The sequence below is a fragment of the Paraburkholderia sabiae genome (genome assembly GCF_030412785.1).
In the GTDB taxonomy this organism is placed as follows: Bacteria; Pseudomonadota; Gammaproteobacteria; order Burkholderiales; family Burkholderiaceae; genus Paraburkholderia; species Paraburkholderia sabiae.
In genome coordinates, this window is the sequence record NZ_CP125295.1 from 3637091 (window position 1) to 3662389 (window position 25299).

The following is a 25299-nucleotide window of genomic DNA, read 5'->3' on the forward strand; positions in this document are numbered from 1 at the left end:
GAGCACTGGCCGGCTATCGAATATGTGATAGTCCGCGTTTTCGATACGTTCAAGAATGCGTCGTCGACGAAAGACGCCGCAGAAAATTCAATTGCCACATGCCGGACGGCGCATGCGATGCGTCGGCGCAGCAAAGCCCAGTAGTTTAAGGGTTCCCGCCAACCGACGCAGCGAGTCATTTTTGCCGCGACGCCCGCCACACAAACGCCACACTCCGGTGCGCCTGAAAAGCAAACAGACGGCGATAGCGTTAGAATGCGCGTTTGGTCTCAAGTATCGACTTTCGTCGGATTTAAGACATCAACTAAATATACAGACGCGGCGAACAGGTCGTTTTTACCGATCTGGACCGGAACCCCGCGTCAGTCGGAGTTCGCCAGCTTATGCGAGTCATCCTTGCTCAACCCCGCGGCTTTTGTGCGGGAGTCGTAAGGGCGATCGAAATCGTCGATCGCGCTTTGCAGCAACATGGCGCACCTGTTTACGTGCGTCATGAAATCGTCCACAACCGGCACGTGGTCGATAATCTTCGCCGTAAAGGCGCGCGCTTCGTCGAAGAACTCGATGAAGTGCCGCAGGGCGCAGTTGCCATTTTCAGTGCCCACGGTGTCGCGCAAAGTGTCGAACGCGATGCGGAGCAGCGCGGTCTCGACGTGCTCGATGCCACCTGCCCGCTGGTGACGAAGGTTCATGTGCAGGGTCGTCAGTATGTGGCCGGGGGTCGCACGCTGATTCTGATCGGGCACGCGGGCCATCCCGAAGTGGAAGGCACCATCGGCCAGATTCCGGGCACGGTGATGCTCGTGCAAAGCGAAGCGGAAGTCGCGAAGCTGGAACTGGCCATCGACACGCCGCTCGCGTACGTCACGCAGACGACGCTGTCGGTGGACGACACGCGCGGCATCATCGACGCGCTGAAGCGCCGTTTCCCCGACATCGTCGGTCCGGATACGCGCGACATCTGCTACGCGACGCAAAACCGTCAGGCAGCCGTGCGCGAGCTCAGCTCGGAAGTCGATGTGCTGCTGGTGGTAGGCGCAACGAACAGCTCGAACTCGAATCGTCTGCGCGAAATCGGCAGCGAATCGGGCGTGCCGAGCTACCTCGTCGCCGACGGTTCCGAAGTCAAGACGGAGTGGTTCGCCAACGTGACGACGGTCGGCATCACGGCCGGCGCGTCGGCACCTGAAGAGATGGTCGAGAACGTGATCGATGCGCTACGCGCACTGGGCCCCGTCGACGTCACAACGATGGCGGGACGTGAGGAAAAAGTTGAATTCAAGTTGCCGTCGAAGCTGACGCAACCACTCGCTGCACGCGAAGTTTAAAGGAGGACGATTTGTCTATTCCGATGCTACAAAAAGTCCGGGTTGGTGCGTACATCATGCGCAATCACCTCAAGGGCAACAAACGCTACCCGCTCGCGCTGATGCTCGAGCCTTTGTTCCGCTGCAACCTCGCTTGTAATGGTTGCGGCAAGATCGACTATCCGGATCCCATCCTGAACCAGCGTCTTTCGCTGGCGGAATGCCTCGAAGCCGTCGACGAGTGCGGCGCGCCCGTCGTGTCGATCGCCGGCGGCGAGCCGCTGCTGCACAAGGAAATGCCGGAGATCGTCAAGGGCATCATGGCGCGCAAGAAGTTCGTGTACCTGTGCACGAACGCGCTGCTGATGGAAAAGAAGATGGACGATTACGAGCCGAATCCGTACTTCGTCTGGTCGGTGCACCTCGACGGCGACCGCGAAGCGCACGATCACTCGGTCTCGCAGGAAGGCGTGTACGACAAGGCCGTCGCGGCCATCAAGGAAGCCAAGCGCCGCGGCTTCCGCGTGAACATCAACTGCACGCTGTTCAACGACGCCGTGCCCGAGCGCGTGGCGAAGTTCTTCGACACGGTCGGCGAAATTGGTGTCGACGGCATCACGGTGTCGCCGGGCTATGCATATGAGCGTGCCCCGGACCAGCAGCACTTCCTGAATCGCGACAAGACGAAGAACCTGTTCCGCGAAATCTTCAAGCGCGGCGACAACGGCAAGAAGTGGTCGTTCAGCCAGTCGAGCCTGTTCCTCGACTTCCTGGCCGGCAACCAGAGCTACGAATGCACGCCGTGGGGCAACCCGGCGCGCACGGTGTTCGGCTGGCAAAAGCCGTGCTATCTGGTCGGCGAAGGTTATGTGAAGACCTTCAAGGAACTGATGGAAACCACCGACTGGGACAAGTACGGCACGGGCAAGTACGAGAAGTGCGCGGACTGCATGGTCCACTGCGGCTTCGAAGCGACGGCTGTGATGGACACGGTCGCGCATCCGCTGAAGGCGCTTAAGGTTAGCCTGCAAGGCGCGCGTACCACGGGCGCATTCGCCAAGGACATCCCGCTCGACAAGCAGCGTCCCGCCGAGTACGTGTTCTCGCGTCACGTCGAGATCAAGCTGGAACAGATCGAGCGCGCGGGCACGGGCAAGAAGGTGCAGACGTCGGCAGCTGCGTTGAACTAAGACGTATCGACGCCGCATGAAAAAAGAGCGCAACGGTTAAACCGTTGCGCTCTTTTTGTTTGGGTGCCGCCGGGAGGGAATCAGCCCGCGCTACGCGCGTTGTGCTCGGTCAGGAACTTGATGAGCCCGTCGACGCCGCCCTTCGACAGCTGATCCTGGAACTGCGTCTGATACACCTGGATCAGCCACGCGCCCATCATGTTGATGTCGTAAATCTTCCAGCCGTTCGCCGTTTTTTCCAGGCGGTAATCGATCGAGTCGTCGCCGCCGTTGCTCAGCACATGCGACTGGACGACGGTGTCTTTCGCATCCGCCGACGCGTTCGACGGCGCGAACTTGAACTTCACGTCCTGATCGCGCAGTTGCGACAGCGACGCCGCATACGTGCCCACGAGCAGTTTCTGGAATTGCTCATACAGTTGTTTCTGCTGCTCCGGCGTGGCCGTCGCCCAGGCTTTACCGACCGCGATGCGCGTCGTGCGCTGGAAGTTCGTCGCGGGCACGAAGTGCGACTCGACCACCTGCGTGATCTTCTTCATGTCGCCGCCGCGAGCTTGCGGATCGGCCTTCATCGCGTTGACCGTGCCTTCGACTGCGCTCTTCACGATCGCGTCAGGCGCGGTTTGTGCGAATGCCGCGGTGGAAACCACGGCGGCTGCCAGGAAGGCAGAGATATAACGTTTCATACGCTCTTCGGGACAGTTAGGAGTGAACCCGCGCGGACAGGCCGCATCCTGCGCGGTTACGGGGTCAGTATATAGACTTTGACAAGCCGCGCTGGTTCACTAACGCGACCGTGCAGCGGCTGCGTCGGTATACTTGTGCCCTCTACCAATAACGCCAACCGTGACAAGGCCCCGCTCGCGTACATGCTGAAGTCCTCTATCGTTCGCCTCGTTGTCTGGTCGGTGCGCCGTCCGCTGCAGGTCATCGGGCTGTCGCTCGTGCTCGCCGTGCTGAGCGCGATCTACGTCGTTCATCACTTCAAGATCAATACCGACATCAGCCGTCTCGTCGAGAACGATGCGCAATGGTCCGCGCTTGAGCAACAGATCGACAAAGCCTTTCCCGATCGCGGGCAGACCTTGCTGGTCGTCGTCGAAGCGGGCGCGCCGGAGTACGCGGATGCCGCCGCGAACACGCTCGCCGCTGCACTGCAGAAAGAAACGTCGGAGTTCGATTCGGTGATGCAGCCTGGCAGCGGTCCGTTCTTCGAGAAGAACGGCTTGCTGTTTCCATCGCTCGCCGACGTGCAATCGACGACTTCGCAACTGGTCAAGGCGCGTCCGCTGATCAACCAGCTTGCACACGATCCGAGTCTGACGGGACTCGCCGGCACTCTCACGACGAGTCTGCTGCTGCCGCTGCAGATCGGCCAGGTGAAGCTCGGCGACATGAGCAATCTGCTGTCGCGTAGCGCGACCGTCATCGATCACGTGCTCGCCAACGAGCCCGCCGTGTTCTCGTGGCGCGCGCTCGTCGACAAGGACGCGGCGAAGGTGCCCGCGCGAGCGTTCATTGTCGTCCAGCCGAAGCTGAACTTCGAGGCGCTGCAGGCGGGCGCGAAAGCGTCGGAAGAAATCCGCAAGATGGCGGCGTCGCTCGATCTCGACTCGCAATACGGCGCGCGCATCCGTCTGACGGGCGAACAGCCGCTCGCCGACGAAGAGTTCGCGTCGGTGCAGGACGGCGCGGAGATCAACGGCATCGTCACGTTCTTCGTCGTGCTCGGCATCCTGTGGCTTGCGCTGCGCTCGGGACGCCTGATCGTCGCTGTGTTCATCACGCTGTTCGTCGGACTCGTCATCACGGCCGCGCTCGGCCTGATGATGGTCGATGCGCTCAACATGATTTCCGTCGCGTTCATGGTGCTGTTCGTCGGGCTCGGCGTCGACTTCGGCGTGCAGTTCGGGGTGAAGTACCGCGAAGAGCGCAATCGCGACGACCGGCTCGCGGCCGCGCTGATTCACACGGCATACAGCATCGGCGTGCCGTTGACGCTCGCCGCCGTCGCCGTTGCAGAGAGCTTCTTCTCGTTCCTGCCGACCGCGTATCGGGGCGTGTCGGAGCTGGGCAAGATCGCGGGCGTCGGCATGTTCGTCGCGTATCTGACCAACATGACGCTGCTGCCCGCGCTCATCAAGGTCTTCAATCCGCCGGGCGAAGCGGAGTCGCCGGGCTTCACGTTCCTCGCGCCCGTCGACGACTTCCTCGACCGCAACCGCACGCCAGTGCTGATCGCGACTGCGGTGCTGATCATCGGCGCATCGCCGTTGCTGCTGCATCTGCGCTTCGACTTCAATCCGCTGCATCTGAAGGATCCGCATACGGAGTCGATGGCGACGCTGATCTCGCTGAACGACGCGCCCGAAGCCGCCGTCAACAACGTGCGCGCGTTGGCTCCTTCTCTTTCCGATGCGGACAAGATTGCGGCACGTCTGTCGAAGCTTCCCGAAGTGGGCCGTACGACGACGCTCACCACCTTCATTCCGCCCGATCAGCCGCAAAAGCTCGAGCTGATTTCGTCGGCGGCGCAGCAACTGCTGCCCGCGCTCACGCAAACGCCCGCGCCGCCTTCCACCGACGCCGTACGCGTCGCCGCACTGAAGCGCACGGCGAACCAGCTGTCGCTCGCCGCCGAAGATCATCCCGGCCCGGGCGCCGCCGATGCGAAGCATCTGTCGGACACGCTGAACAAGCTCGCTGCCGCCGACGTCTCGACGCGCGACCGCGCCGAACGCGCCATGTCGGTCCCGCTAAAGATTTCGCTGAAGCAGCTGGCAACCTTGCTGCAGCCGTCCGAAATCACTCGCGAGAACGTGCCGAAGGACATCGCTGACAGCTGGGTATCGAAGACGGGCCAGGCGCTCGTCGAGATCTCGCCGAAGGTGCCGCCCGGCACCGATCCCGGCGACGACGTGATGCTACGTAACTTCGCGAAAGCGGTGAAGGCTGCGGAACCGGGCGCGATCGGCGGGCCAATCTCGATCCTTCATTCGGCGAACGTGATCATCAAGTCGTTCGTGCAGGCGGGCGCGTGGGCGATCCTGTCGATCACCGCGCTGCTCTGGCTCACACTGCGCCGTTTCGGCGACGTGCTGCGCACGCTCGTGCCGCTGCTGGTGTCGGCCGTCGTCACGCTGGAGTTGTGCGTGGTCTTCGGCATGCCACTCAATTTCGCGAATATCATTGCGTTGCCGTTGATGCTCGGCGTCGGTGTCGCGTTCAAGATCTACTTCGTGATGGCGTGGCGCAGAGGGCAAACGGGCCTGCTGCAATCGAGCCTCACGCACGCCGTGCTGTTCAGCGCGGCGACTACGGCCACGGCGTTCGGGAGCCTGTGGCTGTCGCACCATCCGGGCACATCGAGCATGGGACGCCTGCTGGCGCTGTCCCTCTTGTGCACGTTGATTGGCGCTGTGGTATTCCAACCGGTATTGATGGGTAAACCGCGCGCTCGCCGCGCATCGAAGAAACAATAAGGATAGCCGCATGAAGATGCGTACAGCCGCGCTGGTATTGGCCGCCGCGAGTCTTGCAACGGGGTGTGCAACGGGCCCTGACCGGAAACCCGGTGACCCGCTCGAGCCAATGAACCGCGCGATTTTCGGTTTCAACGACGCGCTCGATCGCACGGTCGCCGTGCCGATCGCGAAGGGCTATCAAAAGGTCACGCCGCAACCGCTGCGTCAGGCAATCAGCAACTTCTTCTCGAACCTCGGCGATCTCGACAACTTCGCGAACAGCCTGCTTCAGCTGCACATCAAGGACGCAACGGAAAGCCTGATGCGTTTCGCGATGAACTCGACCTTCGGTATCGGCGGCCTGATCGACTTCGCGACGCCCGCCGGCCTGCCGAAGCACAAGCAGGACTTCGGTCTGACGCTCGGCCGCTGGGGCGTGCCGTCGGGTCCGTATCTGGTGCTGCCGCTGTTCGGCCCGAGCTCGTTCCGCGATGGTCTGGGCTATCTGGTCGACTTCCGCGCCAATCCGATCACGTATCTGGACGCCGAAGTCAAATATCCGCTGTACTTCCTGCAGTTCGTGAGCGTGCGTTCGGACCTGCTCGGCGCGACGACGCTGCTGGAACAGGCCGCCCTCGACAAATACTCGTTCGTGCGCGACGCCTATACGCAGCAACGCCGCTCGCTGCTGCGCGGCGCGAATGCGCCGGCATCCGCGTTGCCTGACTACGGCGACGACGACACGGGTGCGGAAGCGCCGGCTGGCGCGTCGGGCCCGGCGCCGACCGCGGTGCCGGGCGCGGCGCCGCTTGGTTTGCCGAACTACGCCGAGCCTGCGGAAGGCGCGTCGGGCGCCGGCGGAACGGGCGGTAAGAAGCCCGCACCGACCAACGATCAAAGCGTGCCGAAGTACGAAGATCCGGGTGAAGGCGCTGCGCCGTCGCCTGCGTCGTCCAACGCGCCCGCAACGGGCACGGCGCCGGGTCAGAACTCGACGCCTGCGCCCACGCCGGACAAGCCCGCTTCGCAGTAAGCCTCGGCTCGGCGGAAACGCAAATGAAAAGCCCCGGCTGGTCGCGAGACCAGCCGGGGCTTTTTTCTTGGCGCTCTTTAGCGTGCGTTAATGCGCCGCGTCCGCTTCCTGATCGACGTCTTCGGACGCCAGCATGGCGCCCGGCTGCTGCATCGCGCGCAGCTTCTCGCTGTAGCGCTCGAACGCTTCGTCCGAGTAGCGGATCTTCGAGCGGCCATGCGGCGCAGGATTGCCGGTTTCGTCGAGATTCACGAACACCATCTTTTCGACGGTCAGGATGCTCTTGCGCGTGATCTTGTTGCGCACTTCGGCGCGCAGCGTGATCGACGTCGTGCCGAAATGCGTCGCCGTCATGCCGAGTTCGATGATGTCGCCCTGACGCGCCGAGCTGACGAAGTTGATCTCCGACATGAACTTGGTCACGACGCGCTGGTTGTCGAGCTGGCAGATCGCGTAAATCGCGGCTTCTTCATCGATCCAGCGCAGCAGACTGCCGCCGAACAGCGTGCCGTTGGGGTTGAGATCTTCGGGCTTGACCCATTTGCGTGTGTGGAAATTCATTGCGGTCCCTCTTCGGATAGCGTGGCCGCGTTCGAAGGCGCGACCTAGGGTTAACACCTAGCACTATACCAGAGATAAGGGTTTTCCCTAGGTCTTCAAGACCAACACACTATTTCCCTGCGCGAGACTCAGAGCGACCGCAACGCGCCCGAGCGCTCCAGCAATTGACGCGCGGCGACGAGGGTAGCGCGAGCAGCACGCGCATCGGCGGCGACCTGCAGCAATCCGCCGAGTTGTGACGGCTGGCGCGCCAGTTCGCGCAGGATGGGACCGATAGCCGTTGTGCCGTCGTCGCGCAGACCTGCCGTCGCGGCGGACGGCAGCGTGCGCCAGGCCGGATCGACGATCGCGCGGCACACGACGAACGGCAGACCGTTCGCCTCGGCGATCGCGCCCGCAAGGTGAGATTCCATGTCGACGGCGAGCGCACCCGTCGATGCATGCAGCGCCGCTTTGTCGGCAGCACCGACGAGCGGTGCGCCGACGCCTGCTATCGGCCCGCGCCGAAGCTTCGACGCCAGCGGCGAGCCTTCAAGTGCGGTCGCAATGCGGGCCATCCAGCGCAGATTCGCCTCGACGACGCCGAGCGGACTATGCACGCTGCTCGCAACGATCAGCGTACCCGGCGCGAGATCGGGCGCGAGGCCGCCCGCCGTGCCGAAGCTGATGATGCCCGCGCAGCCGCGCGAGACGGCCTCGTTCAGCGCGCGTTCGAGCAGATCGGCGCGCGCCGCGTAAACCGCTTCGACGCCCTTGCCGCGCGCGATGCGCGCTTCGAACGCCATGCCGGTCACAGCGATGACCGGCAGGTTCGGGCTCATGAGATCGGGCCGAGCCGCCATCACATGCCGACGGTGACGCGCTTCTGACCCGCGCGCGTCAGGTTGCGGTAACGCGCGAGCGCCCACAGCGGGAAGAACTTGCGATAGCCGTGGTAGCGCAGATAGAACACGCGCGGGAAGCCCGTCGCCGAGAAGCGCTCTTCGTCCCACAGGCCGTGGTCGCGCTGCTCGCTCTGCAAATATTCGACGCCGCGCGCAACAGAAGGATGATCGACGTAACCCGCCGCCATCAGCCCCAGCAACGCCCACGCCGTTTGCGACGGAATGCTCGGCGCCTTTTCGTAGCCGCGGTAGTCGAGCTTGTAGCTGGTACCGTCTTCGCCCCAGCCGCCGTCCGCATTCTGGATCGACACGAGCCACTCCGCCGCCCGCTTGATGCGCGCGTCTTCGAGCGAGATACCCGCCGCGTTCAGCGCGCACAGCGCCGTCCACGTGCCGTAGATGAAGTTCATGCCCCAGCGGCCGTACCAGCTGCCATCGTCTTCCTGCTCTTTCAGCAGATAGTCGTATGCGCGGCGCGCGGGCTCGCTGGTCGCGGGCATTTCGCCAAGTTGCGCGAGCATCGACAGGCAGCGACCCGACACATCGGCCGTCGGCGGATCGAGCAGCGCGCCGTGGTCGGAGAACGGAATGTTGTTCAGGTAGTACTGCGTGTTTTCCGGCTCGAACGCGCCCCAGCCGCCATCGCTGCTCTGCATGCCGACCACCCATTCGCGGGCGCGCGCAATCGCGTTTGCGTCGACATTCGATTTCGTCACCACCGCCGAGCGGTGCATCGCCAACGCGACCACGGCCGTATCGTCGACATCCGGGTAATGCGCGTTGTTGTACTGGAACGCCCAGCCGCCCGGACGCACGTCGGGACGGCGCGAAATCCAGTCGCCGCGCACGTCGAGAATCTGCAGCGGACGCAGCCATGCGAGACCGCGCTCGGCGGCCTGCTCGGCGCGCGGGTCCTCCGTTTCGAGCAGCGCGTGCGCCGCGAGCGACGTGTCCCACACAGGCGACAGGCACGGCTGGCAATACGCTTCGTCTTCGTGGATGACGAGCAGTTTTTCGATCGACTCGCGGGCAATCGCGCGATTCGGGTGATCGGCGGGATAGCCGAGCACGTCGTACATCATCACGGAGTTCGCCATCGCCGGGAAAATCGCGCCGAGGCCGTCCACGCCGTTCAGACGTTCATCGACGAAATCGACGGCCGCCTTGATCGCGCGTTCGCGCGACGCCTTCGGGAACAGGCCGTCCGTGACGCGCAGCACGCCGTCGACGGCGCGGAAGAACGCGAACCAGCTCTTGCTCTGATGGCCCGAGCGCGGCAGCAGGCCCGTCGTGACGGGCGCGCCGCGGAACAGTTCGTCGATGCGCACGCCGCGCGGATTGCGCGCGACGGGCCGCTTCGCGTTGAGCACGAGCAGCGGCACGATCACAGTGCGCGCCCAGTACGACACTTTCGACAGATGGAACGGGAACCACTTGGGCAGCAGCATGATTTCGACGGGCATCATCGGCACCGCGTACCACGTGACGACGCCGAACAGCGCGAGCAGGATGCGCGTGAACACGTTCGCCGCTTCCGCGCCGCCGTTCGCGAGAATGCACTCGCGCGCGCGGACCATGTGCTCGGCGTCTTCCGCGTCGCCGATCATCTTCAGCGCGAAGTACGCCTTGACGCTCGCGCTGACGTCCATCGCACCGTCCGTGAAGAGCGGCCAGCCGCCGCTGGGCAGCTGGATGCGGCGCAGATAGCGCGCGATCTTCTGTTCGAGTTCGACGTTCGGCGTTTCGCCCAGGTAATGGACGAGCAGCACGTACTCGGCGGGAATCGTCGCGTCGGCTTCGAGTTCGTAGACCCAGTGGCCGTCGTCTTTTTGCGCGGCCAGGATCGCGTCCGTGGCGCGCGTGACGGCGGCGTCGAGCGCGTCGACGGGCGCGGCGCCTGTCGCCAGCGCGGCGGCAACGGGAGCGTGATCGTCGATCAGCGTTTGAGGCAGTGCTTCGCCCAGCGTCTGGGTCATGGATAAATCGTTCATCGGCGTTCCATCGGTTCGTTCAATAGCGTGTCGGCGGCCTTCTGGCCTGACCGGATCGCGCCTTCGATGCCCGGCGGCAGACCGGTTGCCGTCCAGTCGCCTGCGAGCATCAGGTTGTTCCAGCGAGTGCGCGCGGCCGGGCGGCGCATCTCGTCGTCGGGTTGCGCGGCAAAAGTGGCACGCGGCTCGACGTTCAGTTGCCACTTCAGCGGCAGATCGGCCGACAGTCCCGTCACTTGCGCGACGTCGGCCCACAGCTTGCGCGCGAGTTCGTCGCGCGGCATGTCGATGAGGTTCGCCGTGCGGTTCGCCGCATCGTAGACCGTCACCGACAGTCGTCCGTCCGACGCCACCAGCCAGTTTGCGCTCGCGTTGACGAGACCCATCAGCGGCGGATGGCCGAGCGGCGGCTCGACGGCGAAATGCGCAGTGACGATCGCCGAAAAGCGGCGCGGCGTTTGCACGCCCGGCACGAGCGATTGCGCCACATCGGGCGTCACGGCCAGCACGACAGCTTCGCTCGCGCCGATTTCAACGCGCTCCCCGCCGTTCAGCCGGAGCGCGGCGACGCGTTGGCCGTCTTCGCCATCGGCGAATTCGAGCGCATCGAGCCGCGCGCCGAGCCGGATCGCCGCACCGCCGTGCTGCAACAGCCGCAACGCCGGTTCGACGAAGGCCGAGCCCAAACCGTTACGCGCGACGAGCGGACGGCTCGCCGGCCCGCCCGCCGCGAACGTGTCGCGCACGGCCGCGCCTGCAATTTCGGCCGTTGCGTGGCGCGGATCGATGTTCGTCATCGCCAGCAGCAGCGGCCGCAGCATGCGGTCCCACAGCGGGCCGTTGCTTCGCATCGTCTGCACGACAGTGCGGCCGGGCTTGGCCAGCAGCAGCGGCACGACGGACAGGTAATCCGTCCATCGCGTGTCCGGCACTCGCGCGGCGGCCTCGAAAATCCATGCAGGGAAACGTCCCTGCGACATCCGCACGGTCCAGCGCTGGTTCGTCGCGAGATCGGCGAACGGGTATTCGGGCTGCGTCGGCCCGACGAGATCGTCGGCGGAACCGATCGCGCGCACGTAGTTCAGCGTGGCCTGCTGGCCGGACAGCACCAGATGATTGCCGCTGTCGATGGTCGCCGCCAGCGCTCGGTCGTAATACGTGCGGCAGCGGCCGCCCGCCTGCCCGGCCGCCTCGTACAGCACGACCTGCGCGCCGCGCCGCTGCAGTTGCACGGCCGCGGCTAGACCGGCCAGCCCTGCGCCGATCACGTGAACCAGCTTTCGCATCAAAAGAGAGCGTACCGCGCGACGATGGCCAGCATCCGCAGTTTCGGCTTGCTGACCTTCGTGCGCGGGATGTCGAAGCCGCGTTCCAGCGTGCGATCGAGCAGCACGCGGTACACGCCCGACATGATGCGCGGCGCTTTCACCTGAGCACGCGGTTGCGCGTCCATGATCGCGTCGGCGGCCGCGAAATGCTGCTTCGCGCGCTCCGCGAGCGTCGCGCAGACGCGCGGCAGCGACGGATCGTCGGCGATGGTCAGCGGATTCGACGTCGCAATGCCTTCGCGCGCGAGCAATTCGTACGGCAGATAGCAGCGGTTGATTTCCGCGTCTTCGTCGATGTCGCGCAGGATGTTCGTCAGTTGCAGCGCGCGGCCCAGATGGTGCGACAGCTCGATACCCGGCTGCTCCTGCATCCCGAAAATTCTCACCGATAGCCGGCCGGCGGCACTCGCGACGCGATCGCAATACAGATCGAGCGTGACTTCGTCGGGCGCGCAGATGTCGGCGGCGGCGTCCATCGCCATGCCGTCGATCATCGCGTGGAAGTCTTCGCGCTGCAGATGGAACGTGTGGATGTGCCGCGTCAGCTCGAGCAGCGACGCGCGCGGCGAGCCGGCGTAGCACGCGTCGATGTCGGCGCGCCAGCGTTCGAGGCCCGCGGCGCGCTCGGCGCGCGGCAGGTCGCTGTCGGCGATATCGTCGACGGCGCGGCAGAACGCGTACACCTGATACATCGCATCGCGCTGCGCAGGCGGCAAGATGCGCATCGCGAGATAAAACGAGCTGCCCGAACTTGCGGCGGCTGCGTCAGTTTGTGTGTCGTCCACGACGAGATTGGAAACGGCCAAGACGATCTCCGCTGAGACACCCGCACGGGGCGATCAAGAAGTCATGCCTACCCGCAGGGCAAGCCGCCCGCGCGCGCGGACACGCGCGAAACACCGGCCGAAAGACCGGAAAACGGGCAAAAGTATACCAACCTTTCATAGCGGACGCAGAAACGGCGGCCGTCCGTGCAAGGCGCAGCGCCCGTTCGCCCGGACGAAGGGCGCTCCTGGATGCGCGCCAAATCGAGGATTCGCAAGCGAAGCGATGTCAATCGAAAATCAGCTTCAAAACCCGTCGATTATTTTGATGGCGCTGTTCCGTTATCTCAAATTAAGACTTGTCTGAGATATTGAAAAACAGGCCGAGATTATATTAGTCGTCGGAAATCGATGATGCAGGCCGCGACACGAGCGGCCCGGAACGTCAGCCAGCAAAGGGATGACGCGATGCATCGATACGACTCGAATCGCTTTCTTCAATCCGTTTTCATTGGCACCAATGCCGACGAATCAATTCCGTATTTGAAATTTGTCGAAATACGAGAATCAATTCCATTAAAGGAAAATCATGAAACTGCATATTTATCTGGCAGCACCGCTTCTCGCTGCTTTCACGCTTTCAGCGCCCGCATTCGCCACGCAAAATGATGAATCGACGATCCGCCAGATGGAAGAAAACTGGGTGCAGGCGAGCATGCATCACGACACCGACACGCTGAAATGGCTGCTCGACGACGCGTATCGCGAGATCACGCCGTCCGGCAAGGCGCGTTCGAAAAGCGATGTGCTGAGCGCGCCGCCCGCGCCCGCCGGTTCGACGCAAACGCTGCAGAACGTGCAGGTGCGCGTCGACGGCGATCAGGCTGTCGCATTCGGTGAGAATCGTTTCATGGCGCCGAACGGCGACGCCGCCGTGTTCGCCTTCAAGGACAACTTCGTCCGGCGCGACGGTCAATGGCGCGTCGTCGGCTCGTGGATGACGAAGAAGTAAATCGCGAGCGTTGGACGCGGCTTGCATAAGGCAACGCGTCCAACGTCAGAACAACTTCAGATAAACGCAACCGACCGGTTGCGCCCTTGCCGCTTCGCGCTGTACAGCGCGGCATCCGCCTCGTTGATGAGCGCTTCGTAAGCCGGCACCCCAGCCCGCGCCGCCGCACCGCCCACACTTGCCGTCACCGGCACATCGACGCCTTGCACATCGACGGGCGTATCGCCGATCGTATGGCGGATCTTCTCGGCGACCAGCATCGCATCTTCAAGCGGCGTGCACGGCAGCAGCAACGCAAACTCCTCGCCGCCGAAACGCCCGAACGTATCCTGCGCGCGCACGACGTGCGCGACCCGCTGCGCCATTTCCCGCAGCACCGCATCGCCGACCACGTGACCGAACTGGTCATTGATCTTTTTGAAGTGATCGAGATCGAACAGCAGGATCGACAGTTCGCCGCCGTAACGCTGCCAGCGCGTGTATTCGTCGCGCAGACGTGCTTCGAAATAACGGCGGTTCGCGATGCCCGTCAGTCCGTCGCGGTCGGCGTATTCCTGCAGCTTAGCGACGGCTTCTTCGCGCTCGCGCTGCATGATGCTCACATCCGTCACGTCGGACACCGTCACGCACACGGCTTCCACTTCGCGCTCGCGCATGATCGGCATGAACGTGCAGTCTTGCTGCATGAAATCGACGCCGCCCGTGATCGGCCGGTCGTGATCGAACTTGAACAGATACGGACGCTGCTCCCACGAACTGAACGCGAAGCTGCCGAGCTGGAACACGCTTTCGAGCTTGCGCGTGAGCCACACGCGCGGCAGTTCCGGAAAGCTCGCGAAAATCGACTTGCCGACCACCTGCTGCGCGGACAGACCGCTGTGGTCCTGCATGAAGCGATTCCACATCAGCACGTTCATCTGACGGTCGAGAACGAAAATGCCGAAGCCGACCCGTTCGACAACCAGGTCGCTCAGCGTAGGAAGCGGGGCATTCATATACTGGAAAGCAGCGCGTCCAGCGCGTTGCTCAGATGACGGATCGAGTCTTCCGCCATCAGCATCACGAGGTGGGCGCGGAAACTCTGATCCTCTAACGCAAAATTCACTTCGACCAGCAACGCGACTTCCCACGCGAGGACATTCGGCTGGAACACGTCGTCGAGCGACATCGCCGAGCCGAGCAGCCCCGGCGGCGAGAATACGGGCGTGCGTCCGAGCTGGTCGAGGATGCACGACACGCACGCGCCCGTCAGGATGTTCGCGACGTCGAACACCAGTTCTTCCTGCGTGGTCGCTTCGTACGCCGACTTCGCGTACGGGTCGCTCACCAGCGAACACAGCTGTTCGATGCTGCCGCTGCGGCAGATCACCAGCGCCTCGCCCTTGATATCCGAGCGGAAGCCCTGTCGCACGGCGCTGACGGGCTCGTTGATGCCCGTCATCTCGCGCAGCGCCGACGCCGCTTCGCGCACGGCGACCACGCGCACACGCGGCACCGACAGTTCGATGAACGCATCCAGCAGGAGAGCGAGGCGCGTCGCGGCCTGGCCCATCGCCAGATTGGCGACCTCTTGCAGCGCGTCGCGCTGATCTTCGTTGAGGACTGGCTCAGACATACAACCCGTACTCCTTGAGGATGGGAAGCACCGCCTCGGTGGTCACGGGCTTCGGGATGAATGCCAGCGCGCCAAGCGCGCGCACGCGTTCCCTTGCCACCGGCTGGACATCGGCGGACACGACGATCACGAATGTGTTCAGGTCCTCGTGCTGCAGGGCCTCCAGAACCTGATAGCCCGTCATGTCGGGCATCGTCAGATCGAGAAACATCACCGACGCGAGCCCCTTGCGATAATGCTCGAGGGCTTCGCGGCCGTTGGACGCGTAGGTAATGTCGACGTCCCAATCCTGCGGCAATGCCTTTGTGAGCACCTTGCGGGCAAGCAGCGAGTCATCGGCGATCACAATGGGCAAAGACATGGCGGCGGACTGGAAACGGAGTGGGCTCTTGCGTGTTAACGGCGGCGCCTGGGCGAACTTTAGTGCCCGTTCGCACGATTGTGCGCCGGGACTACCCGAATACGGGCAAACTCGCGAGCCGAACCGATCGGCACCAGCGATGCCGCCGGCGCGTGGCGCGGCGACTGGCGCACCGGACGGCGCGCGCTGCACGTGCGGCGCGCAACGGCGGCAGCCTGCACGCAATGGACAACGGCAATGACCGGCATTTTCGAAGCCTACCCCGTAGATGATGCTGCGGCGGCAAGACGGCGTTCATGGCTCCGTGGTGCCCCGCTGGTCTCCGCGAGGCCGGTCTTGCATCGCGTGCAATACCCGGGCCCTCGCGCGGAATTCACCCGATCATGGCGGGCTGATTATTTATCTGGGCGCAATTTTCGAAGCAAATTGGCGGAAAGGCAACTCGTCAGAAAGCATTCGACGAACGAATTTAACTCGTTTTCGTCCTATTCGAGTCGAAACGTAAGCATTCGTCAGAAGAATGATCGTACTTATACTTTTGTGTACGTTTGCGCTTCCGGATTCGTCGCTGATTCGCGAACTCGTATGACTAAAGCGCCGAACCCGCGCCAGCGCGGGCGTGACGCTTCTTTTGTTGCATTGCGCGCGAGTAAACCCGCGTGCTGAACTTATGATTAGAACTCACTCCTTTTTCTCCGGCCGCTCGCGCGGCTTGCGCCATGACAGCTGACCGGACCGATTCCGTCGACGCGAACGCTCCCGATGAGCGCGCCGCCGACGCGCGGCCCGACGAAGCGCTCTTTCCCGCCGTTCCCGAACAGAATTTCGCCGTCCGCCGCATGACGCTGATCGCGTTGCTGGTCGCGGCCGTCGTGGTGCCGTGCGTGTTCGTCGCGGCGATGGCGTTCAGCGATCTGCGCACGCGCGAAGCCGACGCCACCGATGCCACGCTGCGCACCGTGCGCGTCGCGGAAGAGCACGCGCTGAAAGTGTTCGACATGAACGAAGCGCTCGACGCGCGCGTCGTCGACCTCGTGCAAGGACTCGACGACAACGGCATCCGCGAACGCGAAGACGCCATCCACGAGAAGCTGCAGACCATGGGCGGCGGCTATCCGCAGGTCGCGGCCGTCTCGATTTTCGGGCGCGACGGCGCGTTGCTCGCCAGCAGCCGTTTCTATCCGGCGCCCGCCATATCGATCGACCAGCGTGAAGATTTCGTCGGCATTCGTGACGGCCGGGTGCTCGAGCAGGTATCGAAAGTGATGGTCGGGCATGTCGCGGGCGAGATCGTGTTCAACACAGGCGTCGCGCGGCGCGGCGACGACGGCTCGTTTGCCGGCATGGTGTCGGTGGCGCTGCGGCCCAGCTACTTCGCGGCGTTTTATCGCGAGTTGCTGGGCGGAACCGGCGCGCCGATGACGATGGCCCTGACGCGCTCCGACGCCGCCGTGCTCGCGCGCTTTCCCATCGGTCCGCCGTCGAAGGCCGAAGAGCCCATTCGCCACAACGCGTACACCGACGCACTCGCGGAAGGCCGCCGCGCAGGCGTCGTGCGGGTGCGTTCGACTGTCGACGGCGAACGTCTGATCGTCGCGTTCCGTCGCGTCGGTTCGTATCCCGTGTATGTGACGGTCGGCTATCGCACGTCGGCGATCTGGGCCGCGTGGTATCGCCATCTGAGCGTGCTGATTTTGTCGACGTTCGTGCCGTCGATCGTGCTGTGGTGCGTGATCTGGCTGTCGCTCAAACGCCTCGGCGCCGAAGAGGAGGCGTGGGAGCGCTGGCAGGCGGAGGCGTCGATGCGGCGTTCGATCGAATCCGCGTACCGGCAGTCTCGCAAGATGGAAGCGCTCGGCAATCTCGTCGGCAGCGTCGCGCACGACTTCAACAACCTGCTGATGATCGTCTCGGCCAACGTGCAGATCGTGCGGCGTCGCGGCGCGGCGTCGTTCGATCGCGAACTGTCCGCCGTCGAGCGCGCGCTCAAGAGCGGACAGTCGCTCACGCGCCAGTTGCTCGGCGTGGCGCGCAAGCAGCCGCTGCGCAACGAAACGCTCGACGTCGAGCGCTGGCTGCCCGGCTGCCGCGATCTGCTGCGCGCTTCGCTCGGCGCGAAGGTCGCGCTCGTGATGGATGTCGGCACGGGCCTGTGGCCGATGCAGGTCGACGTCGCCGAACTGGAACTGGCGCTGATCAACGTGGCCGTCAACGCCCGCGACGCGATGCCGAACGGCGGCCGCTACACGGTGCGCGCGAACAACGTGAGCTTCCGGCACGAAGACGGCTTTCCGATCACGGGCGACTTCGTGCAGCTTTCGCTCGAAGACACGGGCGTCGGGATGCCGCCCGAAGTGCTGTCGCGTGCGTTCGAGCCGCTTTTCACGACCAAGCCGAAGGGCATGGGCACGGGTCTCGGGCTGCCGCAGGTGTTCGCGTTCTGCGAGCGCTCGGGCGGACTCGCCGCGATCGACAGCGCGATCGGCGCGGGCACGTCGGTGCGGCTCTATCTGCCGCGCGCGACGCAGGCGCCGGAAATCGAGCGGGCCGCCGAACCCGTCGCCGAGGAAGCGGACGCGCCGCATGGCTTGCGCATCCTGCTCGTCGAGGACAACGACGAGGTCGCGGCCGGCACGGAAGCGCTGCTGCAGATGATGGGCCACGACGTCACGTGCGTCTTCAACGCGGACACGGCGATGGAACGCTTCGACGCGGCGCACGCGCGGCAGAAAGACACGGGCGAACCCCTGCCGTTCGATCTCGTGATTTCCGACATCCACATGCCGGGCAAGTTGAACGGCATCGATCTGGCGGAGCGCGTGCAGTCGTTCGAAACCAAGCTGCCCGTCATTCTCGTCACCGGTTATGCGGAAGAACTGGAGCGCGCACGTCACGTCGACGCACGCGTGTTGTCGAAGCCGTTCGATATCGCGCTGCTCGACAAATTCCTGCAGACATTGCAGCGCGACCTCGCGCATCCGCCGACGCATCCCGCCAGTTGAGCGGCCATTGCCGGGGATTACCGGCCATTTGTAAAAGCGCGCCACACGGCAGCCGCGCTTGCCGACGCGACGGCTCGAACGCCGTCGCGGTCGCCCGTTTCCGGACTTTCCCGCAAGCCAACGCATGCGCAACCCGGCATGATCGTTGCGGGTTTCTGTGTATCGAGAACGCAGCGGCACGCCGCCGCATTCGCCCAGAAAGCCACGGAGACAGACATGCGACACACCGTGATTGGTCTTTTCGACACCTACGCGCAGGCCGAAGGCGCGCGCAACACGCTCGTGCAGACCGGCTTCGCACCCAGCGACATCGAGCTGCAGGCGAACCCCGAAACGCCCGCCGACGCAGCCGCCACGCATTCTCCCGGCGTCATTGCCAATATCGAACGGTTTCTGTCGAGCCTGTTCACGGCGTCCGGCCCGACTGCGCCTGAAGCCGAGCGATATACGGAAGCCGTGCGGCGCGGCGCCGTGCTCGTGGCCGTGAACGCGGCAAGCGAATCGCATGCGGAACTCGCGCGTAACGCGTTGAACAGTCTCGGCGCGCTCGAAGTGAGCGAGCGTGCGCCGGACGTCGAGGCGCGCACGGCCGAAACGCGGCGCGAGCACTCGGTGCTCGATGAGCTTGGCATCGGCACGCCGGCCGCCGCGATACCAACGGCTCCGCAACCGTCGAGCGATGCGCTGCTTGCCGAGGAAGAGGCTCGCAAGCGCGCGCATCTGGATGCGCTGCACGGTGTGCCGCCCGTCGACGAGACGTCGGCGGAAGCGCTTGCCGCCGCGAGCGCGCCGGGCGCCGGCGCGGTGATGCGGCCGGATCTGCCGCCGGAGGAACCAGGACAGCCGGCATCGGCGGCGCCTGATTACGGCGTGCCGACACAGCCTTCGGCGACTCCGGCGGCTGGCGCGATCGCGTCGGCGGGCATCGCCGGATCAGGCGCGGTGATGACGCCCGACACAGCTGCTCCCGCGCGCGCGATGCCGCAACAGGTGCCGGACGAATTCCTCGAATACGAAGAGGACTTCCGCGGTCACTATGAAGCGGAGTACGCGCACGAAGGCCTGCGCTATGACGAGTACGTGCCCGCGTATCACTATGGCGCGGCGATGGCGCGCGAGATTCGTTATCAGGACAGGTCGTGGGACGAGGTCGAGCCCGAAGTGCGGCTGGACTGGGAACGGGATCAGGCGGCTGTGGGCAGTTGGGAACGCTTCAAGGCTGCCGTGCGGCAGGGATGGGATCGGGTGACGGGACATCCGGATGATCGCCCATAGCGTTGGTGATGACGCGGCGCCTGGAATCGGACGCCGCGTTGGCTAACGATGTCGATCTTTAACCGACGTGCCGCTTCACCCAATCCACATAGCGATCGACGAATTTCTGCAGGAATTTGCGCGTGTCGTCATTGGCAATGTTGCCGTTCTCGTCGATCTGGCCAGCCGCATGCTTGATGAACATCTCAGGCTGGCTGAGCGTCGCGACATCGAGGTAGGCCAGCACGTTGCGCAGATGCTGTTGCGCGAGCGCGGTGCCCGTTGCGCCCGGCGACGTGCCGATCACGGCGCCCGGTTTGCCGCCCCAGACACTGTGACCCCAAGGGCGCGAACCCCAATCGAGCGCATTTTTCAACACGCCGGGCATGGAGCGGTTGTATTCAGGGGTCACGAACAGCAGGCCGTTCGCGGCCTGGATCTTCTGCTTAAAGTTGCGCGCGACTTCTGGGAAGTCGTCGTCGTAGTCCTGGCTGTAGAGCGGGAGAGAACCGATGTCGAGAAACTCGAACGAAAAATCCGAAGGCGCGAGGGAAATCAACGCCTTTGCCAACTGGCGGTTGGTCGAGTCGCGGCGCAAGCTGCCGACGACGACTGCAATGTGATAGGACATGTCTTCCTTCCTCGGTTGGCGCGATAGCGCGAAAAGGGGGTGCGACCTGTGAATCATAGCGGTCGATGCCATGTCGTGCCGCGCAGATCTCCGCCCCGGATATGACGGTTTTCTGACGGCCGGTGGATAACTGGAGGGTCCGAAAAGTTATCCACAGATTTTCTGGATAACCCTGTGGATAGGTCGAACCTTTGCCTTATCAATCAAGCGCATCATCGGGCTGTCGCCTGATGCAACAAACGGCGCGCGACATCGCTTGCCGTTACAGCTTTCGGTTGAACTTGTGGAAAAGCGGATTTTCGAACTATTGAGAGTCGCCTTATCGCTGCAAGGCGCCAAGGCGAGAACCGTTGAGAAACGATCGGGAGGAATAGATCATGAGTTTGGATCACTCAGGCAAATCGCATGACGAAGCGTTCGCTGTAAAAAAGCAGCACAAACCGCGCTCGTTGGAACAGCCGGGCGGCGAGATGGCCGTAGAAGGCACACAGGCAGACGAAACCCATAGTTGCGGCGAACTTTCCGAACGCGGCAAACAGGTGTGGCGCACGGGAAGTGGGCTCGATGGTGGTGGCAAGACTTGAGCGCGGTTCTGCGTGCGACATCATGAAAAAGGGCGCTTGCGGCGCCCTTTTTTTGTTTGGCTGGCGTTGGTCGCTGTTGCCGATTAGCGCTCTGCCGGCGCAGTGTTCCGATAGCGCGCTAGATAGTCGCCGTGTGCGACTTCGTCCACGCCGACGGGATGCCGTTCAGACGACGCCGGATGTTTCCCTAGCATCGCCGCAGGACGAATTGGACGATGTTGGAAGTTTCCTCCGCAGTTGGGACAGACGTTCCGCAGAGCGGTGAGTGCACACTCCTCGCAAAACGTACATTCGAAGCTGCAGATCATTGCATCGCTGGCGTTCGCCGGCAGTGACTTGCCACATCCTTCACATGACGGCCTGAGTTCGAGCATTTGCGGTCTCCCAAATCGATTCGATTGTCGGAAGTGTAGGGAGATCGATCGAGGCGAAAAGGTCAGCCTCGCGTCAATTCCTGCCAGCGCGTCTGCCAGGGAGCAAATCGGTCGATCTCCGAGACGAGTGATTTGCTTATGCGAATTTATCGGTTCGTGCCGATTGGCGACCGGCTTATCGTTGAGCGCAATCGGTCCATGTCGCGTCCGTTTTCGCTGTATCGAATCCGTCCATGTCTCAGACTCGCTCGTTCTCACGTCGAACTTTCCTGGCCGGAGCCGGCGCACTCCTGGCTTCGACCGCACTTCCTTCATTCGCCGATAACCGTGCAAAAGAAATCCGCATCGGTTATCAAAAGGCCGCGAGCACACTCGTGTTATTGAAGGCACACGGAACGCTCGAAAAGCGCTTCGCGCCGCAGGGCGTCAATGTGAAATGGACGGAATTCCCGGCCGGTCCACAACTGCTCGAAGGACTGAATGTGGGTTCGATCGATTTCGGCTACGTCGGGGAAGCGCCGCCCGTGATCGCGCAAGCCGCCGGTGCCAACTTCGTCTACACCGCGTACGAGATTCCGACGCCGCAAGCCGAGGGCATCCTCGTCCACCGCGATGCGCCGATCCAATCGGTTGCGGATCTGAAGGGCAAGCGCGTGGCGTTCAACAAGGGCTCCGACGTTCACTGGTTTCTGGTCGCCGCGTTGCAAAAGGCCGGAGTGAAATACAGCGATATCCAACCTGTTTTCTTGCCACCCGCCGATGCGCGCGCAGCATTCGAACGCGGTGCAATCGACGCATGGGCTATTTGGGATCCGTTTCTCGAAGCCGCCAAGCGACAATCGAATGCGAGACTTTTGACTGACGGCACAGGCATCGTCAGTCACCATCAGTTCTTCCTCAGCGCGCGATCCTTTGCGCAGCAGAATGGTGAATTAGTCGATGCTGTCGTGACCGAAGTTGGGAAGGAAGGTGCGTGGGTTCGCGAGCACTATGCGGAGGCCGCGGCGCAGCTGGCGCCGATTCAGGGACTCGACGCGAACGTGATCGAAGCGGGCCTTCGACACTATGCACACGTCTACAAGCCGATCGACGCCGGTGTGCTCGCCGAGCAGCAGAAGATCGCCGACACGTTCACTGAACTCCGCATCATTCCGACGAAGATCGTGACGAAGGAAGCGGTTCTCGGCGCGAAGGCTTAAATGTCTTTTCTTGGGGGGCGTGCGCGCGATGATGGTACTTCGTCGCGCGCATCGCTCGCTCCTAACTCGCCTGGTCGGCGAACAGGGCTTTAACGTTCTCCGGCGGCCGGCCGATGACGGCACGCCCATCTCGTACGACGATCGGACGTTGAAGCAGAATAGGATTCGCGGCAATCGCTTCGTATAACTGACCGTCGCTCAATGTCGTGTCAGCAAGCCCCAGTTCCTTGTAGATCGATTCCGAGTCCCGGATCATCTCGCGCACGGAACACCCCAGCATCCGGTTCAGTTCCTTGAGTTGTGCCACCGACAGCGGCGTACGAAGGTACTCGATGATCTCGACAGGTTCGTTCGACGGGTTGTAGACGTCGCTGATGAGGTCGCATGCGCCACGGGATTTCGAGCAACGCGGGTTGTGATAGATGGTGATCATGGCTGATGTGGGGATGTGGAGAGGTGAGCGGGATTTTAGCGGGTGCGGCGGGATGGTGTTTGCGGGTGCGTTGTGCTTTGCCTTGCTCCTTCCTGATGATGCGACTCTCCTCGCTGCGTCGACCGGGCTGGTTAGCGCCGGCGCTTCGGACATGCGCTATCTAGCCATTCGCCTTTCTGCTTTGCGACATCTCCCTCTCACGCGCTCGAGTTTATGCGCATAAAGCCAATGCATTCCGACCACGGCATATGAACGGCGTCTCTGCGTAGGGGTCGCTGCGGTCGGCGAGTTTATGCGCACAAACCGGCTGTCATCGTGCGCGCCACTCGACATCGGTACCTCATCCTCGCGGTACCTATCCACACAGTCTTTGCTTCCCGCTGAGCCCTCTCTCTTGCGTGCTCCGATCCGCTCCCAAACCGATGCCCACCGCTTTATGCGCATAAAGCCTTGTCCGAATGGCCTATAACCGTTGCATCTAACCAAAAATGTTTGAATTACAAAATCATCAAGGTAAAATTCAGCGGCGTCCAAAAAGAGGAGGTGAACGTTGGCAGCAGAAATCATCGCAGTGACACAGCAGAAGGGCGGGGTCGGTAAAAGCACAATTGCGATGCACCTCGGCGCAGCCTTCCATGAACGCGGCAAGCGCGTCCTCGTCGTCGACGCAGACGGACAAAACACCCTCATCCATTGGGCCAGCGCAGCATCGGATAGCGACTCTGGCATTCCATTCCCGGTCGTCAATCTCTCGGAAGCCGGCGCGCAGATCCATCGCGAGATCAAGAAGTTCGTCGCCGACTACGACCTGATCGTCGTCGACTGCCCGCCGTCCATTACCGAGAAGGTCTCGGGTGTCGTTCTCCTCGCCGCGACCGTCGCGGTTATTCCGACGTCCTCGTCGCCCGCGGATTATTGGTCGAGTGTGGGGCTCGTCAAACTGGTCCAGCAGGCGCAGGTCATGAACGAAGACCTCCGCGCCGTCTTTCTCCTCAACAAGACGGAAGAGAAACGGATGCTGACGCGTGAACTGAAGCGCGCTTTGGAAGAACTTGGCTTCCCGCTTCTACGCACCCAGATTCCCACGCGCGAGGCATACAAACAGGCGATGGCACTCGGTCAGACAGTCTTGCAGATGAACGATCGCGGCGCCAAGTTGGCGAGTCTCGAAGTTCGCGCATGCGCCGACGAGATCGCCGCTCTGCTCCCCTGAATTTATGCGCATAAAGGTACTTGAATGAAACCGTCCCAATTCGCCAAAGGCTTCCAGGCACGCCCCGATTCGACCAGCAGCGAAAAGCGTACGGCGCTCGATCGCCTCAATGCGATCGACGGCCTCGTGCAAAATGCGCCGAAGAACGCAAACATCGCCGCATTCAAGAATCCCGTTGCGCCGTCGACTGCGTCCAGTGAAGCCGAGTCGGTGGATACAGCAAACGAATCGATTGAATATCGGACCTGGCGCGCCGAACACGGTTATCGCCCGGGGCAAATCATCGAGCTATCGCTCAAGTCGATCAAACCCAGTCCGTTCAATCCACGCTATTTCTATGTGAAGTCGTCGATTGCCGAGCTCGCAGTCAATCTCGCTAAGCAAGGACAGCAGCAAGCTATCCACGTCATCCCCGACTACGACAATCCGGGCAGCTACTTTGTCAGCGACGGCGGCCGGCGCGTTCGCGCGCTGAAGGAAGCCAACAAGGAGACGGTGAAGGCAATCGTCGTCGATCTGCCGATCGGAATTCAGAGCTACAAGCTCGGCTACGACCTCAACGTCCAGCGCGATTCGCAAACCGTGTTCGACAACGCGGTCGTCTGGCGCCGCTTCCTCGATGAGAAACACTTCCAGAGTCAGAAGGAACTCGCCGAACATCTCGGCCTCGATGAGTCGACGATCGCTGTCGCGCTGTCAGTTGCGAAACTGCCCGAGACGGTGATGCAGGAAATGGTCGCGCGACCGGATCGCTTCGGCTCGAATATGGCGTATCAGGTCGGCCGTTATCACTCGGCTCGCGGCACGGATTCCACGCTGCGCCTCATCAACAAGATCCTCTCCGACGACTTGAGCACGCGTCAGGTCGCGGACATCGTGAAGGGCAGGGCAACGGCGCAGGAAAGCGCAAAGCCGGCGGGACGCCAGCGCTACGCACAGCGGCTTGATATCAAGCTGGGTGGTGTGTCGGTCGGCGATTTGAAGTCGTACGGAGATGACCGGCTCGAACTGAAACTGCGTGGACTGTCGCGCGACAAGCGCGATGACATTCTCAGACAGATCGAGCAGATGCTGTCCGACCCGTCGTAGCAAGCAGGAA

Annotated in this window: 23 protein-coding genes; 11 read left to right on the forward strand and 12 right to left on the reverse strand. The window is 62.9% G+C overall.

Features of this window, described 5'->3' with window-relative positions; translation table 11 throughout:
* Window positions 1–383: 383 nt before the first annotated feature.
* Both ispH and hpnH read left to right on the forward strand, forming a co-directional pair.
* Complete coding sequence (ispH, locus tag QEN71_RS16395) at window positions 384–1328, forward strand: 4-hydroxy-3-methylbut-2-enyl diphosphate reductase (protein WP_201648465.1); 945 nt, start codon at window positions 384–386, stop codon at window positions 1326–1328.
* Between the two features lie 11 nt (window positions 1329–1339).
* Window positions 1340–2497, forward strand: a complete 1158-nt coding sequence (hpnH, locus tag QEN71_RS16400) for an adenosyl-hopene transferase HpnH (RefSeq protein ID WP_201648464.1) — start codon at window positions 1340–1342, stop codon at window positions 2495–2497.
* 80 nt (window positions 2498–2577) lie between these two features.
* Here hpnH and QEN71_RS16405 read toward each other — a convergent pair whose 3' ends face one another.
* Window positions 2578–3183, reverse strand: coding sequence for an MlaC/ttg2D family ABC transporter substrate-binding protein (locus tag QEN71_RS16405; protein ID WP_201648463.1), 606 nt, complete (start codon window positions 3181–3183; stop codon window positions 2578–2580).
* A 183-nt stretch (window positions 3184–3366) separates the two neighbouring features.
* Here QEN71_RS16405 and hpnN point away from each other — a divergent pair, with 183 nt between their 5' ends.
* Window positions 3367–5979, forward strand: a complete 2613-nt coding sequence (gene hpnN, locus QEN71_RS16410) for a hopanoid transporter HpnN (protein ID WP_201648462.1) — start codon at window positions 3367–3369, stop codon at window positions 5977–5979.
* A 10-nt stretch (window positions 5980–5989) separates the two neighbouring features.
* Window positions 5990–6994 carry an MlaA family lipoprotein gene (locus QEN71_RS16415; protein WP_201648461.1) on the forward strand — a complete coding sequence of 335 codons (1005 nt, stop codon included), beginning with the start codon at window positions 5990–5992 and terminating at the stop codon, window positions 6992–6994.
* An 87-nt stretch (window positions 6995–7081) separates the two neighbouring features.
* On the opposite strand, the gene QEN71_RS16420 is transcribed toward QEN71_RS16415, so the two are convergent.
* The 5 genes from QEN71_RS16420 to hpnD all read right to left on the reverse strand — a co-directional run bounded on the left by QEN71_RS16420 (window position 7082) and on the right by hpnD (window position 12564).
* Entirely contained in the window at window positions 7082–7555 is a 474-nt protein-coding gene (locus QEN71_RS16420; protein ID WP_201648460.1) for an acyl-CoA thioesterase, read from the reverse strand.
* Window positions 7556–7683: 128 nt separating this feature from the next.
* Window positions 7684–8397: a phosphorylase gene (locus tag QEN71_RS16425; protein WP_201648459.1), complete on the reverse strand. Its 714-nt coding sequence runs from the start codon at window positions 8395–8397 to the stop codon at window positions 7684–7686.
* Complete coding sequence (gene shc, locus QEN71_RS16430) at window positions 8397–10430, reverse strand: squalene--hopene cyclase (protein ID WP_201648458.1); 2034 nt, start codon at window positions 10428–10430, stop codon at window positions 8397–8399. Before shc ends, QEN71_RS16425 begins: the two co-directional genes overlap by 1 nt.
* Window positions 10427–11716 (reverse strand): hydroxysqualene dehydroxylase HpnE, encoded by a 1290-nt coding sequence (gene hpnE, locus QEN71_RS16435; protein WP_201648457.1) that lies wholly within the window; start codon window positions 11714–11716, stop codon window positions 10427–10429. Before hpnE ends, shc begins: the two co-directional genes overlap by 4 nt.
* Window positions 11716–12564, reverse strand: a complete 849-nt coding sequence (gene hpnD, locus QEN71_RS16440) for a presqualene diphosphate synthase HpnD (RefSeq protein ID WP_201648456.1) — start codon at window positions 12562–12564, stop codon at window positions 11716–11718. Before hpnD ends, hpnE begins: the two co-directional genes overlap by 1 nt.
* Window positions 12565–13111: 547 nt before the next feature.
* On the opposite strand from hpnD, the gene QEN71_RS16445 reads away from it, so the two are divergent.
* The gene (locus tag QEN71_RS16445; protein WP_201648455.1) at window positions 13112–13534 is read left to right on the forward strand and encodes a nuclear transport factor 2 family protein; all 423 of its coding nucleotides are present in this window, start codon (window positions 13112–13114) and stop codon (window positions 13532–13534) included.
* 56 nt (window positions 13535–13590) lie between these two features.
* Here QEN71_RS16445 and QEN71_RS16450 read toward each other — a convergent pair whose 3' ends face one another.
* From QEN71_RS16450 to QEN71_RS16460, 3 genes are read right to left on the reverse strand one after another with little or no spacing between them, the layout of a single operon-like run.
* On the reverse strand, window positions 13591–14529 hold the full coding sequence (locus tag QEN71_RS16450; RefSeq protein WP_201648454.1) for a sensor domain-containing diguanylate cyclase: 939 nt from the start codon (window positions 14527–14529) through the stop codon (window positions 13591–13593).
* Window positions 14526–15149, reverse strand: a complete 624-nt coding sequence (locus QEN71_RS16455) for a chemotaxis protein CheC (protein ID WP_028366792.1) — start codon at window positions 15147–15149, stop codon at window positions 14526–14528. The genes QEN71_RS16450 and QEN71_RS16455 overlap by 4 nt, the downstream gene beginning before the upstream one ends.
* Window positions 15142–15510 (reverse strand): response regulator, encoded by a 369-nt coding sequence (locus QEN71_RS16460; protein ID WP_201648453.1) that lies wholly within the window; start codon window positions 15508–15510, stop codon window positions 15142–15144. The genes QEN71_RS16455 and QEN71_RS16460 overlap by 8 nt, the downstream gene beginning before the upstream one ends.
* Window positions 15511–16229: 719 nt before the next feature.
* Here QEN71_RS16460 and QEN71_RS16465 point away from each other — a divergent pair.
* Both QEN71_RS16465 and QEN71_RS16470 read left to right on the forward strand, forming a co-directional pair.
* On the forward strand, window positions 16230–18512 hold the full coding sequence (locus QEN71_RS16465; RefSeq protein ID WP_201648452.1) for a hybrid sensor histidine kinase/response regulator: 2283 nt from the start codon (window positions 16230–16232) through the stop codon (window positions 18510–18512).
* A gap of 216 nt (window positions 18513–18728) precedes the next feature.
* Window positions 18729–19787, forward strand: coding sequence for a hypothetical protein (locus QEN71_RS16470; protein ID WP_201648451.1), 1059 nt, complete (start codon window positions 18729–18731; stop codon window positions 19785–19787).
* Between the two features lie 58 nt (window positions 19788–19845).
* Here the strand turns inward: QEN71_RS16470 and QEN71_RS16475 are convergent, their stop codons facing one another.
* A complete protein-coding gene (locus QEN71_RS16475; RefSeq protein WP_201648450.1) occupies window positions 19846–20397 on the reverse strand; it encodes an NADPH-dependent FMN reductase in 552 nt (183 codons plus the stop codon).
* Window positions 20398–20774: 377 nt separating this feature from the next.
* Here QEN71_RS16475 and QEN71_RS16480 point away from each other — a divergent pair, with 377 nt between their 5' ends.
* Window positions 20775–20981, forward strand: a complete 207-nt coding sequence (locus tag QEN71_RS16480; RefSeq protein WP_201648449.1) for a hypothetical protein — start codon at window positions 20775–20777, stop codon at window positions 20979–20981.
* Window positions 20982–21064: 83 nt separating this feature from the next.
* Here QEN71_RS16480 and QEN71_RS16485 read toward each other — a convergent pair whose 3' ends face one another.
* Window positions 21065–21355: a DUF1272 domain-containing protein gene (locus tag QEN71_RS16485; protein ID WP_201648448.1), complete on the reverse strand. Its 291-nt coding sequence runs from the start codon at window positions 21353–21355 to the stop codon at window positions 21065–21067.
* A 233-nt stretch (window positions 21356–21588) separates the two neighbouring features.
* On the opposite strand from QEN71_RS16485, the gene QEN71_RS16490 reads away from it, so the two are divergent.
* On the forward strand, window positions 21589–22554 hold the full coding sequence (locus tag QEN71_RS16490; protein WP_201648447.1) for a sulfonate ABC transporter substrate-binding protein: 966 nt from the start codon (window positions 21589–21591) through the stop codon (window positions 22552–22554).
* A gap of 61 nt (window positions 22555–22615) precedes the next feature.
* Here the strand turns inward: QEN71_RS16490 and arsC are convergent, their stop codons facing one another.
* Entirely contained in the window at window positions 22616–22987 is a 372-nt protein-coding gene (gene arsC, locus QEN71_RS16495; RefSeq protein ID WP_201648446.1) for an arsenate reductase (glutaredoxin), read from the reverse strand.
* 550 nt (window positions 22988–23537) lie between these two features.
* Between arsC and parA the strand changes: the two genes are divergently transcribed.
* Together parA and QEN71_RS16505 are read left to right on the forward strand one after the other, a co-directional pair.
* Window positions 23538–24200: a ParA family partition ATPase gene (gene parA / locus QEN71_RS16500; protein WP_201648445.1), complete on the forward strand. Its 663-nt coding sequence runs from the start codon at window positions 23538–23540 to the stop codon at window positions 24198–24200.
* A gap of 24 nt (window positions 24201–24224) precedes the next feature.
* The gene (locus QEN71_RS16505; protein ID WP_201648444.1) at window positions 24225–25289 is read left to right on the forward strand and encodes a ParB/RepB/Spo0J family partition protein; all 1065 of its coding nucleotides are present in this window, start codon (window positions 24225–24227) and stop codon (window positions 25287–25289) included.
* The last annotated feature ends 10 nt before the right edge of the window (window positions 25290–25299 follow it).

Bases quoted from the DNA above. Each gene is read 5' to 3' on its own strand.
- ispH (WP_201648465.1), top strand. From the start codon at position 384: ATGCGAGTCATCCTTGCTCAACCCCGCGGCTTTTGTGCGGGAGTCGTA.
- QEN71_RS16405 (WP_201648463.1), bottom strand. From the start codon at position 3,183: ATGAAACGTTATATCTCTGCCTTCCTGGCAGCCGCCGTGGTTTCCACC.
- hpnN (WP_201648462.1), top strand. From the start codon at position 3,367: ATGCTGAAGTCCTCTATCGTTCGCCTCGTTGTCTGGTCGGTGCGCCGT.
- QEN71_RS16415 (WP_201648461.1), top strand. From the start codon at position 5,990: ATGAAGATGCGTACAGCCGCGCTGGTATTGGCCGCCGCGAGTCTTGCA.
- QEN71_RS16420 (WP_201648460.1), bottom strand. From the start codon at position 7,555: ATGAATTTCCACACACGCAAATGGGTCAAGCCCGAAGATCTCAACCCC.
- QEN71_RS16425 (WP_201648459.1), bottom strand. From the start codon at position 8,397: ATGGCGGCTCGGCCCGATCTCATGAGCCCGAACCTGCCGGTCATCGCT.
- shc (WP_201648458.1), bottom strand. From the start codon at position 10,430: ATGAACGATTTATCCATGACCCAGACGCTGGGCGAAGCACTGCCTCAA.
- hpnE (WP_201648457.1), bottom strand. From the start codon at position 11,716: ATGCGAAAGCTGGTTCACGTGATCGGCGCAGGGCTGGCCGGTCTAGCC.
- QEN71_RS16445 (WP_201648455.1), top strand. From the start codon at position 13,112: ATGAAACTGCATATTTATCTGGCAGCACCGCTTCTCGCTGCTTTCACG.
- QEN71_RS16450 (WP_201648454.1), bottom strand. From the start codon at position 14,529: ATGAATGCCCCGCTTCCTACGCTGAGCGACCTGGTTGTCGAACGGGTC.
- QEN71_RS16455 (WP_028366792.1), bottom strand. From the start codon at position 15,149: ATGTCTGAGCCAGTCCTCAACGAAGATCAGCGCGACGCGCTGCAAGAG.
- QEN71_RS16460 (WP_201648453.1), bottom strand. From the start codon at position 15,510: ATGTCTTTGCCCATTGTGATCGCCGATGACTCGCTGCTTGCCCGCAAG.
- QEN71_RS16465 (WP_201648452.1), top strand. From the start codon at position 16,230: ATGACAGCTGACCGGACCGATTCCGTCGACGCGAACGCTCCCGATGAG.
- QEN71_RS16470 (WP_201648451.1), top strand. From the start codon at position 18,729: ATGCGACACACCGTGATTGGTCTTTTCGACACCTACGCGCAGGCCGAA.
- QEN71_RS16475 (WP_201648450.1), bottom strand. From the start codon at position 20,397: ATGTCCTATCACATTGCAGTCGTCGTCGGCAGCTTGCGCCGCGACTCG.
- QEN71_RS16480 (WP_201648449.1), top strand. From the start codon at position 20,775: ATGAGTTTGGATCACTCAGGCAAATCGCATGACGAAGCGTTCGCTGTA.
- QEN71_RS16485 (WP_201648448.1), bottom strand. From the start codon at position 21,355: ATGCTCGAACTCAGGCCGTCATGTGAAGGATGTGGCAAGTCACTGCCG.
- QEN71_RS16490 (WP_201648447.1), top strand. From the start codon at position 21,589: ATGTCTCAGACTCGCTCGTTCTCACGTCGAACTTTCCTGGCCGGAGCC.
- arsC (WP_201648446.1), bottom strand. From the start codon at position 22,987: ATGATCACCATCTATCACAACCCGCGTTGCTCGAAATCCCGTGGCGCA.
- QEN71_RS16505 (WP_201648444.1), top strand. From the start codon at position 24,225: ATGAAACCGTCCCAATTCGCCAAAGGCTTCCAGGCACGCCCCGATTCG.